The organism is Streptomyces sp. NBC_00442 (assembly GCF_036014195.1).
Lineage (GTDB): Bacteria > Actinomycetota > Actinomycetes > Streptomycetales > Streptomycetaceae > Streptomyces.
In genome coordinates this window covers 1,763,871-1,778,592 of record NZ_CP107918.1, presented here as the reverse complement: position 1 = coordinate 1,778,592, position 14,722 = coordinate 1,763,871, and the positions used below count along the sequence as shown (strand labels likewise).

Annotated in this window: 10 protein-coding genes; 7 read left to right on the top strand and 3 right to left on the bottom strand. The window is 71.2% G+C overall.

Features of this window, described 5'->3' with window-relative positions; all coding sequences use genetic code 11:
• The first annotated feature begins 12 nt into the window (after positions 1 to 12).
• The gene (locus OG432_RS07780) at positions 13 to 1,431 is read left to right on the top strand and encodes a sugar porter family MFS transporter (protein ID WP_328309085.1); all 1,419 of its coding nucleotides are present in this window, start codon (positions 13 to 15) and stop codon (positions 1,429 to 1,431) included.
• A 443-nt stretch (positions 1,432 to 1,874) separates the two neighbouring features.
• Here the strand turns inward: OG432_RS07780 and OG432_RS07775 are convergent, their stop codons facing one another.
• Together OG432_RS07775 and OG432_RS07770 are read right to left on the bottom strand one after the other, a co-directional pair.
• On the bottom strand, positions 1,875 to 2,840 hold the full coding sequence (locus tag OG432_RS07775) for an LLM class flavin-dependent oxidoreductase (protein ID WP_328309084.1): 966 nt from the start codon (positions 2,838 to 2,840) through the stop codon (positions 1,875 to 1,877).
• A gap of 74 nt (positions 2,841 to 2,914) precedes the next feature.
• A complete protein-coding gene (locus OG432_RS07770; protein ID WP_328309082.1) occupies positions 2,915 to 4,387 on the bottom strand; it encodes a cytosine permease in 1,473 nt (490 codons plus the stop codon).
• 192 nt (positions 4,388 to 4,579) lie between these two features.
• Here OG432_RS07770 and ftsY point away from each other — a divergent pair, with 192 nt between their 5' ends.
• On the top strand, positions 4,580 to 5,785 hold the full coding sequence (ftsY, locus tag OG432_RS07765; RefSeq protein WP_328309080.1) for a signal recognition particle-docking protein FtsY: 1,206 nt from the start codon (positions 4,580 to 4,582) through the stop codon (positions 5,783 to 5,785).
• Positions 5,786 to 5,880: 95 nt separating this feature from the next.
• On the opposite strand, the gene OG432_RS07760 is transcribed toward ftsY, so the two are convergent.
• Entirely contained in the window at positions 5,881 to 6,546 is a 666-nt protein-coding gene (locus OG432_RS07760; RefSeq protein ID WP_328309078.1) for a bifunctional DNA primase/polymerase, read from the bottom strand.
• A gap of 461 nt (positions 6,547 to 7,007) precedes the next feature.
• On the opposite strand from OG432_RS07760, the gene nsdA reads away from it, so the two are divergent.
• The 5 genes from nsdA (at position 7,008) to ffh (ending at position 14,651) form a co-directional block, all read left to right on the top strand.
• Complete coding sequence (gene nsdA, locus OG432_RS07755) at positions 7,008 to 8,483, top strand: transcriptional repressor NsdA (RefSeq protein ID WP_328315037.1); 1,476 nt, start codon at positions 7,008 to 7,010, stop codon at positions 8,481 to 8,483.
• Between the two features lie 339 nt (positions 8,484 to 8,822).
• On the top strand, positions 8,823 to 10,163 hold the full coding sequence (locus tag OG432_RS07750) for an ammonium transporter (RefSeq protein ID WP_328309076.1): 1,341 nt from the start codon (positions 8,823 to 8,825) through the stop codon (positions 10,161 to 10,163).
• A complete protein-coding gene (locus tag OG432_RS07745; RefSeq protein WP_328309074.1) occupies positions 10,160 to 10,498 on the top strand; it encodes a P-II family nitrogen regulator in 339 nt (112 codons plus the stop codon). The genes OG432_RS07750 and OG432_RS07745 overlap by 4 nt, the downstream gene beginning before the upstream one ends.
• A 21-nt stretch (positions 10,499 to 10,519) precedes the next feature.
• Positions 10,520 to 12,979, top strand: coding sequence for a [protein-PII] uridylyltransferase (locus OG432_RS07740; protein WP_328309072.1), 2,460 nt, complete (start codon positions 10,520 to 10,522; stop codon positions 12,977 to 12,979).
• A 130-nt stretch (positions 12,980 to 13,109) separates the two neighbouring features.
• Entirely contained in the window at positions 13,110 to 14,651 is a 1,542-nt protein-coding gene (ffh, locus tag OG432_RS07735; RefSeq protein WP_328309070.1) for a signal recognition particle protein, read from the top strand.
• The last annotated feature ends 71 nt before the right edge of the window (positions 14,652 to 14,722 follow it).

Sequence of the window (14,722 nt, the reverse complement as noted above, 5' to 3'; positions counted from 1 at the left end):
CCAGGAGTACACGTGACCAGTACCGCGCAGGCGCAGGCGTCCGGAGGCGGCCACACCGCACCGGACCACCTCGGCCATGTCATCTTCATCACGGCGGCGGCCGCGATGGGCGGCTTCCTCTTCGGCTACGACAGTTCCGTGATCAACGGCGCCGTAGAGGCGATCCGTGACCGGTACGCCATCGGCTCGGGGACGCTCGCCCAGGTCATCGCCATCGCCCTGATCGGCTGTGCGATCGGTGCCGCCACCGCGGGCCGGATCGCCGACCGCATCGGCCGCATCCGCTGCATGCAGATCGCGGCGACCCTCTTCACCATCAGCGCCGTCGGCTCCGCCCTGCCGTTCGCGCTCTGGGACCTGGCCTTCTGGCGCGTCATCGGCGGCTTCGCCATCGGCATGGCCTCGGTCATCGGCCCGGCCTACATCGCCGAAGTCGCCCCGCCCGCCTACCGCGGCCGTCTCGGCTCCTTCCAGCAGGCCGCCATCGTCATCGGCATCGCGATCTCCCAGCTCGTCAACTGGGGCATCCTCAACGCCGCCAATGGCGACCAGCGCGGCAAGCTCCTGGGCATCGAGGCCTGGCAGGTCATGCTCGGCGTGATGGTCATCCCGGCCATCCTGTACGGGCTGCTCTCCTTCGCCATCCCCGAGTCCCCGCGCTTCCTGATCTCCGTCGGCCGCGACGCGGACGCCAAGAAGGTGCTGGCCGAGGTCGAGGGCAAGGACGTCGACCTGAACGCCCGCGTGGCCGAGATCGAGCACGCGATGAGGTCCGAGCACAAGTCGAGCTTCAAGGACCTGCTCGGCTCCAAGATGGGCTTCCTGCCCATCGTCTGGGTCGGTATCGGCCTCTCGGTCTTCCAGCAGCTCGTCGGCATCAACGTGGCGTTCTACTACTCCTCGACGCTGTGGCAGTCCGTCGGCATCGACCCGTCGAGCTCGTTCTTCTACTCCTTCACGACGTCGATCATCAACATCATCGGCACCGTGATCGCGATGGTCCTGGTCGACCGGGTCGGCCGCAAGCCGCTCGCGCTCGTCGGCTCCATCGGCATGGCGATCGCCCTCGCGGTCGAGGCCTGGGCGTTCTCGGCCCACCTCGTCGACGGCAAGCTCCCCAACACCGAGGGCGTCACCGCACTGATCGCCGCCCACGTCTTCGTGCTCTTCTTCGCCCTGTCGTGGGGCGTGGTGGTCTGGGTCTTCCTCGGCGAGATGTTCCCGAACCGGATCCGCGCCGCCGCGCTCGGTGTGGCCGCGGCCGCACAGTGGATCGCCAACTGGGCGATCACCGCGAGCTTCCCGAGCCTGTCGGACTGGAACCTGTCCGGCACGTACGTCATCTACGCGATCTTCGCCGCGCTCTCGATCCCCTTCGTGCTCCGGTACGTCAAGGAGACCAAGGGCAAGGCGTTGGAGGAGATGGGCTAATCCCCGCTGCCCCTCTCCGCTCACCCAACCGCCCCGGCTCGCCCATCGAGCCGGGGCGGTTCGGTGTCCGGGCCGTAGGCGCCGGGTGCCCTACGAGGGGCGCGGGGCTGTGACATGTGCGCGGCTCCGCGGCGGGGGCGCGAGCGGTCAACACCGGGTCACCTACGAGGGGCGCGGGGCTGTGACATGTGCGCGGCTCCGCCGCGGGGGCGCGAGCGGTCCACAACGGGTCACTTACAAGGGGCGCGGGGAACTGTGCGAGAAGCGGGCACGGTCCGCGGACGAAGGCGGGTTGAGGGGCGCGGGGAACTGCGCGAGCAACCCAGCACGGCCCGCAGCCGGTGGCGGAAGGCACACCCGGGGCGTACGAGGGCGGCCGCCGCAGGTGGGCCGGGGCGCGGGGACCTGCGACAAGCACCCGGCGGCCCGCAGTCGAAAGGGCCTCAGCGGGCCGGCAGGACCCGTTCGCAGAACAAGTGCAGACTCCGCCACCCCTCCTCCACCGGCATCCCCCCGCACAACGGATGCAGCACCAGACTGCCCGCGTCGAGGGACGCGCATTCCTGCGGGGTCAGGACCCGGTACACGCCCTCCGCGCGCAGCTCCTCCACCGTCGTCGCCGCCGACTTCACCGCGGAGCGGATGTCCTTGGACTGCCAGGACGCGTACATCCGGGCCTCGTGCAGGAAGTGCTCGCCGTACTCCGCCCACGTCCGGTCCGGGTCCTCGCTGATGTGCAGCAGGGGCGTCGCGGCCGCCGGCATCATGCAGAAGCCCTCGGTGCCGTACTCGGCGCGCTTCTCGTTGTAGTACGCCTCAAGTTCCGGCAGATGCGCGCTCGGGAAGAACGGCAGGCCGAGCCGGGCCGCACGGCCCGCGGCCGCCCGCGAGGAGCCGCCGACCAGGAGCATGGGATGCGGCTCGGTGAACGGGCGCGGCGTGACCCGCACCCGGCGGCCCCGGAAGGTGAACTCCTCGCCGCTCCACGCCTTCAGGAGCGTTTCGAGCAGCTCGTCCTGGAGCTTGCCGCGCCGGCCCCACTCGATGCCCTGCTGCTCGTACTCGGCGGGCCGGTAGCCGATTCCCGAGACCGTCACCAGGCGGCCCCCGCTCACCAGGTCGAGCACCGCGATGTCCTCGGCCAGGCGCAGCGGGTCGTACAACGGGCCGATGATCGCCGAGACCGTCACCGCGATGCGGCGGGTGGCGCCGAACACCGCGCCGGCGAAGGTGAACGGGGAGGGCAGCCAGTTGTTGTCCGTGCCGTGGTGCTCCTCGGTCTGGACGGTGTCGACGCCCCGGTCGTCGGCGTACGCCGCCATCTCCAGGGCCGCCCGGTAGCGGGCGGAGAGCGACGCGGCGGTGGCGTGCGGGTCCACCAGGTTCATGCGTACGACCGTGAACGGCATGGAAAAGTCCCCCTCCACCGGCGGGCGGGTTCCAGAGGAACCCCGGGCGAAGGGGGACGGTAGCTGACGAGGCGTCAGACAGCCAGGGTCTCGGACGACTTGGCTTGCCCGGCGGGCTCGGTGGGCTCGGCGGGCTCGGCCGGCACCACGGCCGGCTTGGGCAGGGCGAGGTAGAGCAGCCCGGAGATCACGATGGTGGCGACCCAGCCGAGGCCGTACTCGCCGACCGGGTTGTTCGCGGACAGTGGGCCCGTGAACCAGTCGGACTTGGTGAACATCAGGCCGCCGAGCAGGCCCACCGCCCAGGCGACGACCGCCGCGGGGGAGAAGCCGCCCGTGTACCAGTAGGCGCTGGTGCGGGTGGTGTCGAGCAGCGCCTTCGCGTCGTACTCGGTGCGGCGCAGCATGTCCGCGCCGAACACGCCGACCCAGGCCGAGAACGCCACGGCCAGCAGCGAGAGGAAGGCGATGAACGAGCCCATGAAACTGGTGGCGACCAGCATCAGGATGCCGCCGAAGACCAGCGAGATGACCGCGTTGACCGAGACGGCCCAGTGCCGCGGGATCTTGAAGCCGAGGGTCTGCGCGGTGAAGCCCGCCGAGTACATCGACATCGAGTTGATCAGGAGCATGCCGACCAGCGCGATCAGCAGGTAGGGCACCGCGATCCACATCGGCAGGATCTCGCCGAGGAAGGACACCGGGTCGCTCGCCGAGGCCAGGTCCGGCGTGGAGACGGCCATGACCGCGCCCATCAGGACCATCGGCAGGACCACGATGCCGGCGCCGCCGATGGAGTTGCCGACGATCGCCCTGGAGGAGGCGGTGCGCGGCAGGTAGCGGGCGAAGTCGGGGGCGGACGGGATCCAGCTGACGCCGCCCGCGGCGATCATGCCGATGCCCGTGACCATCAGCGAGGTCTTGCCGGCCTGCTGGTGGAAGACGGCGGACCAGGCGGTGTTCATCACGAGGTAGACGAGCACCAGGACCGAGAACGCGCCGAACAGGAACGTCGCGTACTTGTTGCACTTCTGCACGACGTGGATGCCCAGACCCGAGATCGCGAACGTGATCACCACGAAGACGGCGAGCGTGATGATGATCAGGAACGTGTTGCTCTTGATCCCGAAGAGGATGTCGAGCACGGTCAGCACCGCGTAGGCGCCGGTCACCGCGTTGATGGTCTCCCAGCCCCAGCGCGCCACCCAGATGAGGGACCCGGGCAGCAGATTGCCGCGCTGGCCGAACACGGCGCGCGACAGCGCCATGCCGGGGGCGCCGCCGCGCTTGCCCGCGATGCCGATGAGCCCGACCAGGCCGTAGGAGAGAATGGGCGCGCACACGGCGACCACGATCGCCTGCCAGAAGTTGAGCTTGTACGCGACGACGAGGCTGGCGCCCATGGTGAGCAGCAGCACGCTGATGTTGGCGGCCACCCAGGTAGGGAACAGCTCGCGGGTTCTCGCGGTGCGCTCCGCGTCCGGGACGGGCTCGAGGCCGCGTGTTTCCAGGGTGCTCTGCGCTTCGTCGGTGGTGCCAGTGTTCATGGGGGTGGAGTTCCGTGCCTCTCGCTCGGCTCGACGCTGAGCCGGTGGGGGTAGTCAAAGGGGACTCTACGCGCGTTGATGCGCCACCTCTATCGTACTTTAATCCGACACCTGCCCCATAATTCCGTTCCGTACTCGGAGGAATCCACAAAAGGGGTTCTCGCGCTGCCCATACCCGATACTGGGACGGTTATGGAATTCGTCATCCTTGCTGTAGTCATCGCCCTGGTCGCGGTCGGCGCGATCAGCGGGCTCGTGGTCAGCAGCCGCAAGAAGAAGCAGCTGCCGCCCACCGCGCCGCCGAGCACGCCGACCATCACAGCCCCGCCCGCCGAGCCTCAGGTCGGTGAGGACGCCGCGGAGACGGCGGAGGAACCGCGCCGCACCATCGAGGAGGTCGGCCTTCCCGAGGCGCCCGCCACCCCGGTCGTCATCGAGGACCCGGTCGTCGAGGCGCCGGCGCTCGATGTGCCCGAGCCGACCGCGGGCCGGCTCGTCCGGCTGCGGGCCCGCCTCGCCCGATCGCAGAACTCGCTCGGCAAGGGGCTGCTCACGCTGCTCTCCCGCGAGCACCTCGACGAGGACACCTGGGAGGAGATCGAGGACACCCTGCTCACCGCCGACGTCGGCGTCGCCCCCACCCAGGAGCTGGTCGACCGGCTCCGCGAGCGCGTCAAGGTGCTCGGCACCCGCACCCCCGACGAGCTGCGCACCCTGCTGCGCGAGGAACTCCTCAACCTGCTCGGCACCGACTTCGACCGCGAGGTCAGGACCGAGGGCGGCGAGACCGTTCCCGGCGTCGTGATGGTCGTCGGCGTCAACGGCACCGGCAAGACCACCACCACCGGCAAGCTCGCCCGCGTCCTGGTCGCCGACGGCAAGTCCGTGGTGCTGGGTGCGGCCGACACCTTCCGCGCCGCCGCCGCCGACCAGCTCCAGACCTGGGGCGAGCGCGTGGGCGCCCGCACCGTGCGCGGCCCGGAAGGCGGCGACCCCGCCTCCATCGCGTTCGACGCCGTCAAGGAAGGCATCGCCGAGGGCGCCGACGTCGTGCTCATCGACACCGCCGGCCGGCTGCACACCAAGACCGGGCTCATGGACGAGCTCGGCAAGGTCAAGCGTGTCGTCGAGAAGCACGGCCCGCTCGACGAGATCCTGCTCGTCCTCGACGCCACGACCGGACAGAACGGTCTGGTCCAGGCCCGGGTGTTCGCCGAGGTCGTCGACATCACCGGCATCGTCCTGACCAAGCTCGACGGCACCGCCAAGGGCGGCATCGTCATCGCCGTCCAGCGCGAACTGGGCGTCCCCGTCAAGCTCGTCGGACTCGGCGAGGGCGCGGACGACCTGGCCCCGTTCGAACCCGAGGCGTTCGTGGACGCCCTCATCGGGGACTGAGGGGAACCAGCGGTCCCACCGGCGCCCCGCCGCACCGATCAGGTGCGGCGGGGCGTTCGCGTGTCCGGGCTCGGTCGGCCCGCGTGTCGAGGGGGCTACGCGGCGGAGCGGTGGCAGATGTAGGCCAGCGTGCCGAGGAGCAGACGGGCCTGCGGCGGCCGGGTCGCGGTGTCCAGGGACGGCGGCCGCAGCCACCGCACCTCTCCCGAGGGCGGCGCCGGAACGAAGCTGCCGCGCTGTGGGCAGCGCAGGTCCAGGATCGCGTCGTCCCAGCCCATCCGGTAGAGCAGTCCTGGCAGTTCGGCCGAGGCGCCCGGAGCGACGTAGAAGTGGGTGCGGCCCTCGGGCGTCGTGGAGACCGGGCCGAGCGGAAGCCCCATCCGCTCCAGGCGCACCAGGGCCCGCCGCCCGGCCGGGGCCGCCACGTCCAGGACGTCGAAGCTCCGGCCGACCGGCAGCAGGACCGCCGCCCCCGGGCACTGCGACCACGCCTCGCTCACCTCGTCGAGCGTGGCGCCCGCCGGGACGTGCGGCGCGAAGGAGAGAGGGTGCGCGCCCGGCGCCGTACAGGAGGAACTGCCGCAGGAGCACGCGCCGTTCAGGGACCGGGCGCCCGGAGCGACGTCCCAGCCCCACAGGCCGGTGTACTCGGCCACCGCGATGACCTCGCTCGTGCGGCTCGTGCGTGCGGAGCGGCCGCGGCGCCAAGAGCCGGGCCCGGTCTCCCTGATACCCCGGCTGCCGCCGATCGTGAAGCCCATGCCCCCTCCAACGGGTCTGCCGCGTCCGTGGTTACGACGCCAGTGACATAGTCGTGACGATCCGGAGTTTTCCCGTCACGTTCCGTCTCCGCCAGGTCGGACACGGTCGTGAAAGGGGTGGTGCGATGTGCGCCGTGCGCCCCGGCTCACTCCGCTCCATCCGACGCTGATCGTCATGTGTCAAGTGAATCGCGCCTGGCCGCAAGGGAGTTCATTCGAAGGGGTGGCGAATGGTGGCGTTTCCTCAATCGCCATGGCTGGACGGGTGATCGTAGGATTACTGTCGGTGCACGGACCTGGAGGGTATACGCACCCGCGGGTATGCCGGGGGCAAGCCGGTTTCCGGTCCGGGCGGGTGCAACCGCGGGACAGGAGGCCCAACTAGCGGCATTCTGATAGGGGTTCGCGCAATCGACGCACAACCGACGCACATGAGGCTTCAGCAGATTGGGGGCGTCCCAGTGGGCGGCAGTGGGGCTAGTGGTACGAGCGCCGGCAAGCGCCCCAACGAGCAGCTGAGTTCCTGGTTCGTACGGAGCGGCTGGTCCAAGGGCGAGCTGGCGCGCCAGGTCAACCGCCGGGCACGCCAGATGGGTGCGCACCACATCAGCACCGACACCTCCCGGGTGCGGCGCTGGCTCGACGGCGAGATGCCGCGCGAGCCGATTCCCCGGATCCTCTCCGAGCTGTTCTCCGAGCGCTTCGGCAGCGTCGTCGCCATCGAGGACCTCGGCCTCCGCCAGGCCCACCAGTCGCCCTCCGTGTCCGGCGTCGACCTGCCCTGGGCCGGCCCCCAGACGGTGTCGCTGCTCAGCGAGTTCTCCCGCAGCGACCTGATGCTCGCCCGGCGCGGCTTCCTCGGCACCTCGCTGATGCTCGCCGCGGGGCCCTCCCTGATCGAGCCCATGCAGCGCTGGCTCGTGCCCTCCCCGGCGAGCGAGCCCGGCCCGCCCGAGACGGCGGCGAGCGCCCGCCGCCCCTCCCGGCTCTCCAAGCCCGAGCTGGAACTGCTCGAATCCACCACCGCCATGTTCCGTCAGTGGGACGCCCAGTGCGGCGGGGGACTGCGCCGCAAGGCCGTGGTCGGCCAGCTCCACGAGGTCACCGACCTGCTCCAGGAGCCCCAGCCCGCCGCCACCGCCCGGCGCCTGTTCAAGTGCGCCGCCGAACTCGCGGAACTCGCCGGCTGGATGAGCTACGACGTCGGCCTCCAGCCCACCGCGCAGAAGTACTTCGTGCTGGCCCTGCACGCCTCCAAGGAAGCGGGCGACAAGCCCCTCGGCTCCTACATCCTGTCCTCCATGAGCCGCCAGATGATTCACCTCGGCCGGCCCGACGACGCCCTCGAACTGATCCACCTCGCCCAGTACGGCAGCCGCGACTGCGCCACCGCCCGCACCCAGGCGATGCTGTACGCGATGGAGGCCCGCGCCTACGCCAACATGGGCCAGCCCAGCAAGACCAAGCGCGCCGTGCGCATGGCCGAGGACACCTTCGGCGACGCCGGGCTCGACGGCGAGCCGGAGCCCGACTGGATCCGCTTCTTCTCCGAGGCGGAGCTCAACGGGGAGAACGCCCACTCCTACCGCGACCTCGCCTATGTGGCCGGCCGCAGCCCCACCTACGCCTCGCTGGCCGAGCCCGTGATGGGCCGGGCCGTCGACCTGTTCGGCAAGGACGAGGAGCACCAGCGCTCCTTCGCCCTCAACCTGATCGGCATGGCCACCGTGCACCTGCTCAAGCGGGAGCCCGAGCAGTCGACCGTCCTGGCCGAGCAGGCCCTCCGGGTCGCCAAGCGGGTCCGCTCCGAGCGGGTCAACACCCGGCTGCGCAAAACGGTCGACACGGCCGCCCGCGACTACGCGGACGTCGCCGAGGTGGTCCGGATGACCGATTTGCTCACCAGGGAACTGCCCGAGACGGCCGAGGCCGTCTGAGGCACCCGACGTCGCCCCGCGGGGCGACGGCATACAAGACGCCGGCCGCGACCTTCACCCCGTTCTGTCCGACTCGGCTCCCCCACGCCAGGTCAAGCGGGTGAGGCCGCGGCCGGTCCGGTGCCCGCGGGCGTCACGGGACGGCCGTCCCGCACCCCTCCTGATCCGGCAGTTCACGGGCGCGTAACACGCCCGCCTCCTTCGTCACTGCGGCGAAACATCGTGCGGCATCGACGGAAACCACGCTGGGACAACCTCATGGCGCATAACCGGCCACCAGCCAGTTCCCGCCCGAGTAACGCCCCCCGCACGGGTCGTACCGACGACGAGGAGACGCCGATGCCCCCAGGCATCACGCTCGCAGCTGACGCCCCGCAGCTGTCCAGCGCCAACACCGGATTCATGCTGATCTGCTCAGCGCTGGTGATGATCATGACGCCGGGTCTCGCCTTCTTCTACGGAGGCATGGTCCGCGTCAAGAGCACCCTCAACATGCTCATGATGAGCTTCATCAGCCTCGGCATCGTCACGATCCTGTGGGTGCTCTACGGATTCAGCCTGGCCTTCGGCGAGAGCAACGGCTTCATCGGCTGGTCCAAGGCCTACTTCGGGCTCAGCGGCATCGGCCTGGTCCAGCTCTGGCCGGGATACAGCATCCCGATCTACGTCTTCGCCGTCTTCCAGCTGATGTTCGCGGTCATCACACCCGCACTCATCAGCGGGGCGCTCGCCGACCGTGTCAAGTTCAGCGCGTGGGCCCTGTTCACCGCCCTGTGGGTCACCGTCGTCTACTTCCCGGTCGCGCACTGGGTGTGGGCCTCCGACGGCTGGCTCTTCAAGAAGGGCGTCATCGACTTCGCCGGCGGCACCGCCGTGCACATCAACGCGGGTGCGGCCGCCCTCGGCGTGATCCTCGTCATCGGCAAGCGCGTCGGCTTCAAGAAGGACCCGATGCGGCCGCACAGCCTGCCGCTCGTCATGCTCGGCGCGGGCCTGCTGTGGTTCGGCTGGTTCGGCTTCAACGCGGGCTCCTGGCTCGGCAACGACGACGGCGTGGGCGCCGTGATGTTCATCAACACCCAGGTCGCCACCGCCGCCGCCATGCTCGCCTGGCTGCTGTACGAGAAGCTCCGCCACGGCTCCTTCACCACGCTCGGCGCCGCGTCCGGCGCGGTCGCGGGCCTCGTCGCCATCACCCCGTCGGGCGGCTGCGTCAGCCCCCTCGGCGCCATCGCCATCGGCGCGATCGCCGGTGTCCTGTGCGCCATGGCGATCAACCTCAAGTACCGGTTCGGATTCGACGACTCGCTCGACGTCGTGGGCGTCCACATGGTCGGCGGCATCACCGGCTCGCTCCTCGTCGGCCTCTTCGCCACCGGCGGCGTACAGTCCACCGCCAAGGGCCTCTTCTACGGAGGCGGCCTCGACCAGCTCGGCAAGCAGGCCATCGGCGTCGGCGCCGTCCTCGGCTACTCCCTCGTGGTCTCCGCGGTCCTCGCCTTCGCCCTGGACAGGACGATCGGGATGCGGGTCCCCGAGGACGACGAGATCTCCGGCATCGACCAGGTCGAACACGCCGAGACGGCCTACGACTTCAGCGGCGCGGGCGGCGGCACCGCGCCCCGCAGGGCGGTGGCGGTCCCCGGCGACGTGGCAGCGAACAAGAAGGTGGACGCATGAAGCTCATCACCGCGGTCGTCAAGCCGCACCGGCTCGACGAGATCAAGCAGGCCCTCCAGGCCTTCGGGGTCCACGGCCTGACCGTGACCGAGGCCAGCGGCTACGGACGCCAGCGCGGCCACACCGAGGTCTACCGCGGCGCCGAGTACACCGTCGACCTCGTGCCCAAGATCCGCATCGAGGTCCTGGTCGAGGACGACGACGCCGAGGAACTCATCGAGGTCGTGGTCAAGGCCGCCCACACCGGAAAGATCGGCGACGGCAAGGTGTGGAGCGTGCCCGTCGAGACGGCGGTCCGGGTGCGGACCGGCGAACGCGGACCTGACGCACTGTAGGCACGGGCAAGGAGCTGCTGGGTGACGAGCGTTGAAGTGAGTACCGGATCCCGTGACGACGACTCCGAGCCCGGCGGCTACGCGGCGGCCCGGCTGCGCCTTCTCGACGAGAAGGGGCGGTCCGGGCCGCCGCGCCGCACGGCCCTGGCCGAGCTGACCGACGACTGGCTCGCCACCCTGTTCGCCGCCGCCGCCCAGGAGGCCGGGGTGAGCGGCGCGTCCCTGGTCGCGGTCGGCGGCTACGGCCGGGGCGAGCTCTCCCCGCGCAGCGACCTCGACCTGCTGCTCCTGCACGACGGACGGGCCGACGCCGGAGCCCTCTCCCTGCTCGCCGACCGCCTCTGGTACCCGGTGTGGGACCTCGGCCTGGCCCTCGACCACTCGGTGCGCACCGCAGCCGAGGCCCGCAGGACCGCGGGCGAGGATCTCAAGGTGCAGCTCGGCCTCCTGGACGCCCGCCATGTCGCCGGCGACCTCGCCCTCACCTCGGCGCTGCGCACCACCGTCCTCGCGGACTGGCGCAACACCGCCCCCAAGCGGCTGCCCGAACTCGACGAGCTGTGCCGTGAACGGGCGCACCGCCAGGGCGAGTTGCAGTACCTCCTCGAAGGCGACCTCAAGGAAGCGAGGGGCGGACTGCGGGACGCCACCGCCCTGCGCGCCGTCGCCGCGTCCTGGCTCGCCGACGCCCCGAGGGAGGGCCTCGCCGAGGCGCGGCGCCGCCTCCTGGACGTACGCGACGCGCTGCACCTGTGCACCGGCCGCGCCACCGACCGCCTCGCCCTCCAGGAACAGGACGCCGTCGCGGCCGAACTCGACCTTCTGGACGCCGATGTGATGCTCCGTCAGGTATCGGAGTCGGCCCGCGTCATCTCCTACGCCGGCGACGTCACCTGGCGCGAGGTGGGCCGGGTGCTGCGCGCACGCTCCGCCCGGCCGCGCCTTCGCCGGCTGTTCGGCGGCGGCCACACCGTCGCCCCCGCACGCACCCCCCTCGCCGAAGGCGTCGTCGAGCAGGACGGCGAGGTCGTGCTCGCGCTGACCGCCCGCCCCGAGAAGGACCCCGTCCTGCCGCTGCGCGCCGCCGCCGCGGCCGCCCGCTGCGGCCTGCCCATCTCCCTGCACGCCGTACGCCGCCTCGCGGCCGCGGCCGGACCCCTGCCGACGCCCTGGCCCGCCGAGGCCCGCGACCAGCTCGTCACCCTGCTCGGCGCGGGCGAGTCCACCGTCGCCGTGTGGGAGGCCCTGGAGGCGGAGGGCCTCGTCACGCGGCTGCTGCCCGACTGGGAGCGCGTGCGCAGCCGGCCCCAGCGCAATGCCGTGCACACCTGGACCGTCGACCGCCACCTCGTCGAGACCGCGGTCCGCGCCTCCCGCCTCACCCGCCGGGTGCACCGCCCCGACCTGCTCCTCGTCGCCGCCCTCCTGCACGACATCGGCAAGGGCTGGCCCGGCGACCACAGCGTGGCCGGCGAGACCATCGCCCGCGACATGGCCGCCCGGATCGGCTTCCCCGCCGCCGACGTGGACGTCGTCGCCACCCTCGTACGCCGTCACCTCCTGCTCATCGAGACCGCGACCCGGCGCGATCTCGACGACCCGGTGACCGTGCGCTCGGTCGCCGACGCCGTCGGCTCGACCGGCACCCTGGAACTGCTGCACGCCCTCACCGAGGCCGACGCGCTGGCCACCGGCCCCGCCGCCTGGTCCTCCTGGCGCGGCGCGCTCGTCGCCGACCTGGTCAAACGGGTCGCGGCGGTCCTCGCCGGCGAGCCCGCCGACCCCGAGCCAGCCGCGGTCACCGCCGAACAGGAGCGCCTCGCGGTGGAGGCCCATCGCACCGGCGGGCCCGTCCTCGCCCTGCGGGCCCGCGCCGACGGCTCACCGGAGGAAGAACCCCTCGGCGCGCGGCTTCTGGTCGCCGTTCCCGACCGGCCGAGCGTCCTGCCCGTGACGGCCGGGGTCCTCGCCCTGCACCGTCTGACCGTCCGCACCGCGGAACTGCGCGCCGTCGAACTCCCCGATCCGGTCGGCGGCCCGGTGCTGCTCCTGGAGTGGCGGGTGGCCGCGGAGTACGGCTCGCTGCCGCAGGACAGCCGGCTCCGCGCCGACCTGGTGCGCGCGCTCGACGGCTCCCTCGACATCGAGGCGCGCCTCGCCGAACGCGAGGCGGCCTATCCCCGCCGTCGCGGCGGCCAGGCACCACCGCCCCGGGTGACGGTGGCCCCCTCGGCCTCCCGCCACGCCACCGTGATCGAGGTCCGGGCCCAGGACGTCCCCGGCCTCCTGCACCGCATCGGCCACGCACTGGAGACGGTCGGCGTGCGGGTGCGCTCCGCGCACGTGTCGACGCTGGGCTCCAACGCCGTGGACGCCTTCTACGTGACGGACGGCGCGGGGGTGCCGCTCGCGCCGGCGGAAGCGGCGAAGGTCGCCGGGGAGCTGGAGTCGGCGCTGGGCGACGCGTCCGGGCCCTCATGACGATCGTCCCGCGGGGAATGCGCACCCCGGGGACCCCATGCACCCCCGCGCGCCGCCATCCGCCCGGATACCCGGATACCCTGGGGGACGTTCACCCGACCGCCCCACGAGCCGAGGACCCGCGACCACCGTGTTCGATACCCTTTCCGACCGCCTGAGTGCGACGTTCAAGAACCTCCGGGGCAAAGGACGCTTGAGCGAAGCGGACATCGACGCCACGGCGCGCGAGATCCGCATCGCGCTCCTCGAGGCCGACGTCGCGCTGCCCGTAGTCCGCGCCTTCATCAAGCAGGTCAAGGAGCGCGCGTCCGGCATCGAGGTCTCCCAGGCCCTCAACCCCGCCCAGCAGGTCATCAAGATCGTCAACGAGGAGCTCATCGGCATCCTCGGCGGCGAGACCCGGCGCCTCAGGTTCGCCAAGACCGCGCCGACCGTGATCATGCTCGCGGGCCTCCAGGGTGCCGGTAAGACCACCCTCGCCGGAAAGCTCGGCAAGTGGCTCAAGGGGCAGGGGCACTCCCCGCTCCTGGTGGCCTGTGACCTCCAGCGCCCCAACGCCGTCAACCAGCTGAGCGTCGTCGCCGAGCGCGCGGGCGTCGCGGTCTACGCACCGGAGCCGGGCAACGGCGTCGGCGACCCGGTCAAGGTCGCGCAGGACTCGATCGAGTTCGCCCGCTCCAAGCAGTACGACGTGGTCGTGGTCGACACCGCGGGCCGCCTCGGCATCGACCAGGAGCTGATGCAGCAGGCCGCGGACATCCGCGACGCCGTCAGCCCCGACGAGGTCCTCTTCGTCGTCGACGCCATGATCGGCCAGGACGCGGTCAACACCGCCGAGGCCTTCCGCGACGGCGTCGGCTTCGACGGCGTGGTGCTCTCCAAGCTCGACGGCGACGCCCGCGGTGGCGCGGCGCTCTCGATCGCCCACGTCACGGGCAAGCAGATCATGTTCGCCTCCAACGGCGAAAAGCTGGAGGACTTCGACGCCTTCCACCCGGACCGCATGGCGTCCCGCATCCTCGACATGGGTGACCTGCTCACCCTGATCGAGCAGGCGGAGAAGACGTTCAGCCAGGCCGAGGCCGAGAAGATGGCCTCCAAGCTGGCGTCCAGCAAGGGCAAGGACTTCACGCTCGACGACTTCCTGGCCCAGATGGAGCAGGTCCGCAAGATGGGCTCCATCTCCAAGCTGCTCGGCATGCTGCCCGGCATGGGGCAGATCAAGGACCAGATCAACAACATCGACGAGCGCGACGTGGACCGCACCGCGGCCATCATCAAGTCGATGACCCCCGGCGAGCGCCACGACCCGACCATCATCAACGGCTCGCGCCGCGCCCGTATCGCCAAGGGTTCCGGCGTCGAGGTCAGCGCGGTCAAGAACCTCGTCGAGCGGTTCTTCGACGCCCGCAAGATGATGTCCCGCATGGCCCAGGGCGGCGGCATGCCCGGCATGCCGGGGATCCCGGGCATGGGCGGCGGCCCCGGCCGGCAGAAGAAGCAGATCAAGCAGGGCAAGGGCAAGCGCAAGAGCGGCAACCCGATGAAGCGCAAGGCGGAGGAGGCGGCGGCCGCCGAGCGCAAGGCGCAGGGCGGCGCGCTCGGCCTGCCGTCCGCCGAGGAGCAGAAGAACTTCGAGCTCCCCGACGAGTTCAAGAAGTTCATGGGCTGAGAGCCCGCACATACGTGTGGGCATACGTGGGGCGCCTCCCGGGAGACCGGGCAGGCGCCCCGCGCGTTTGT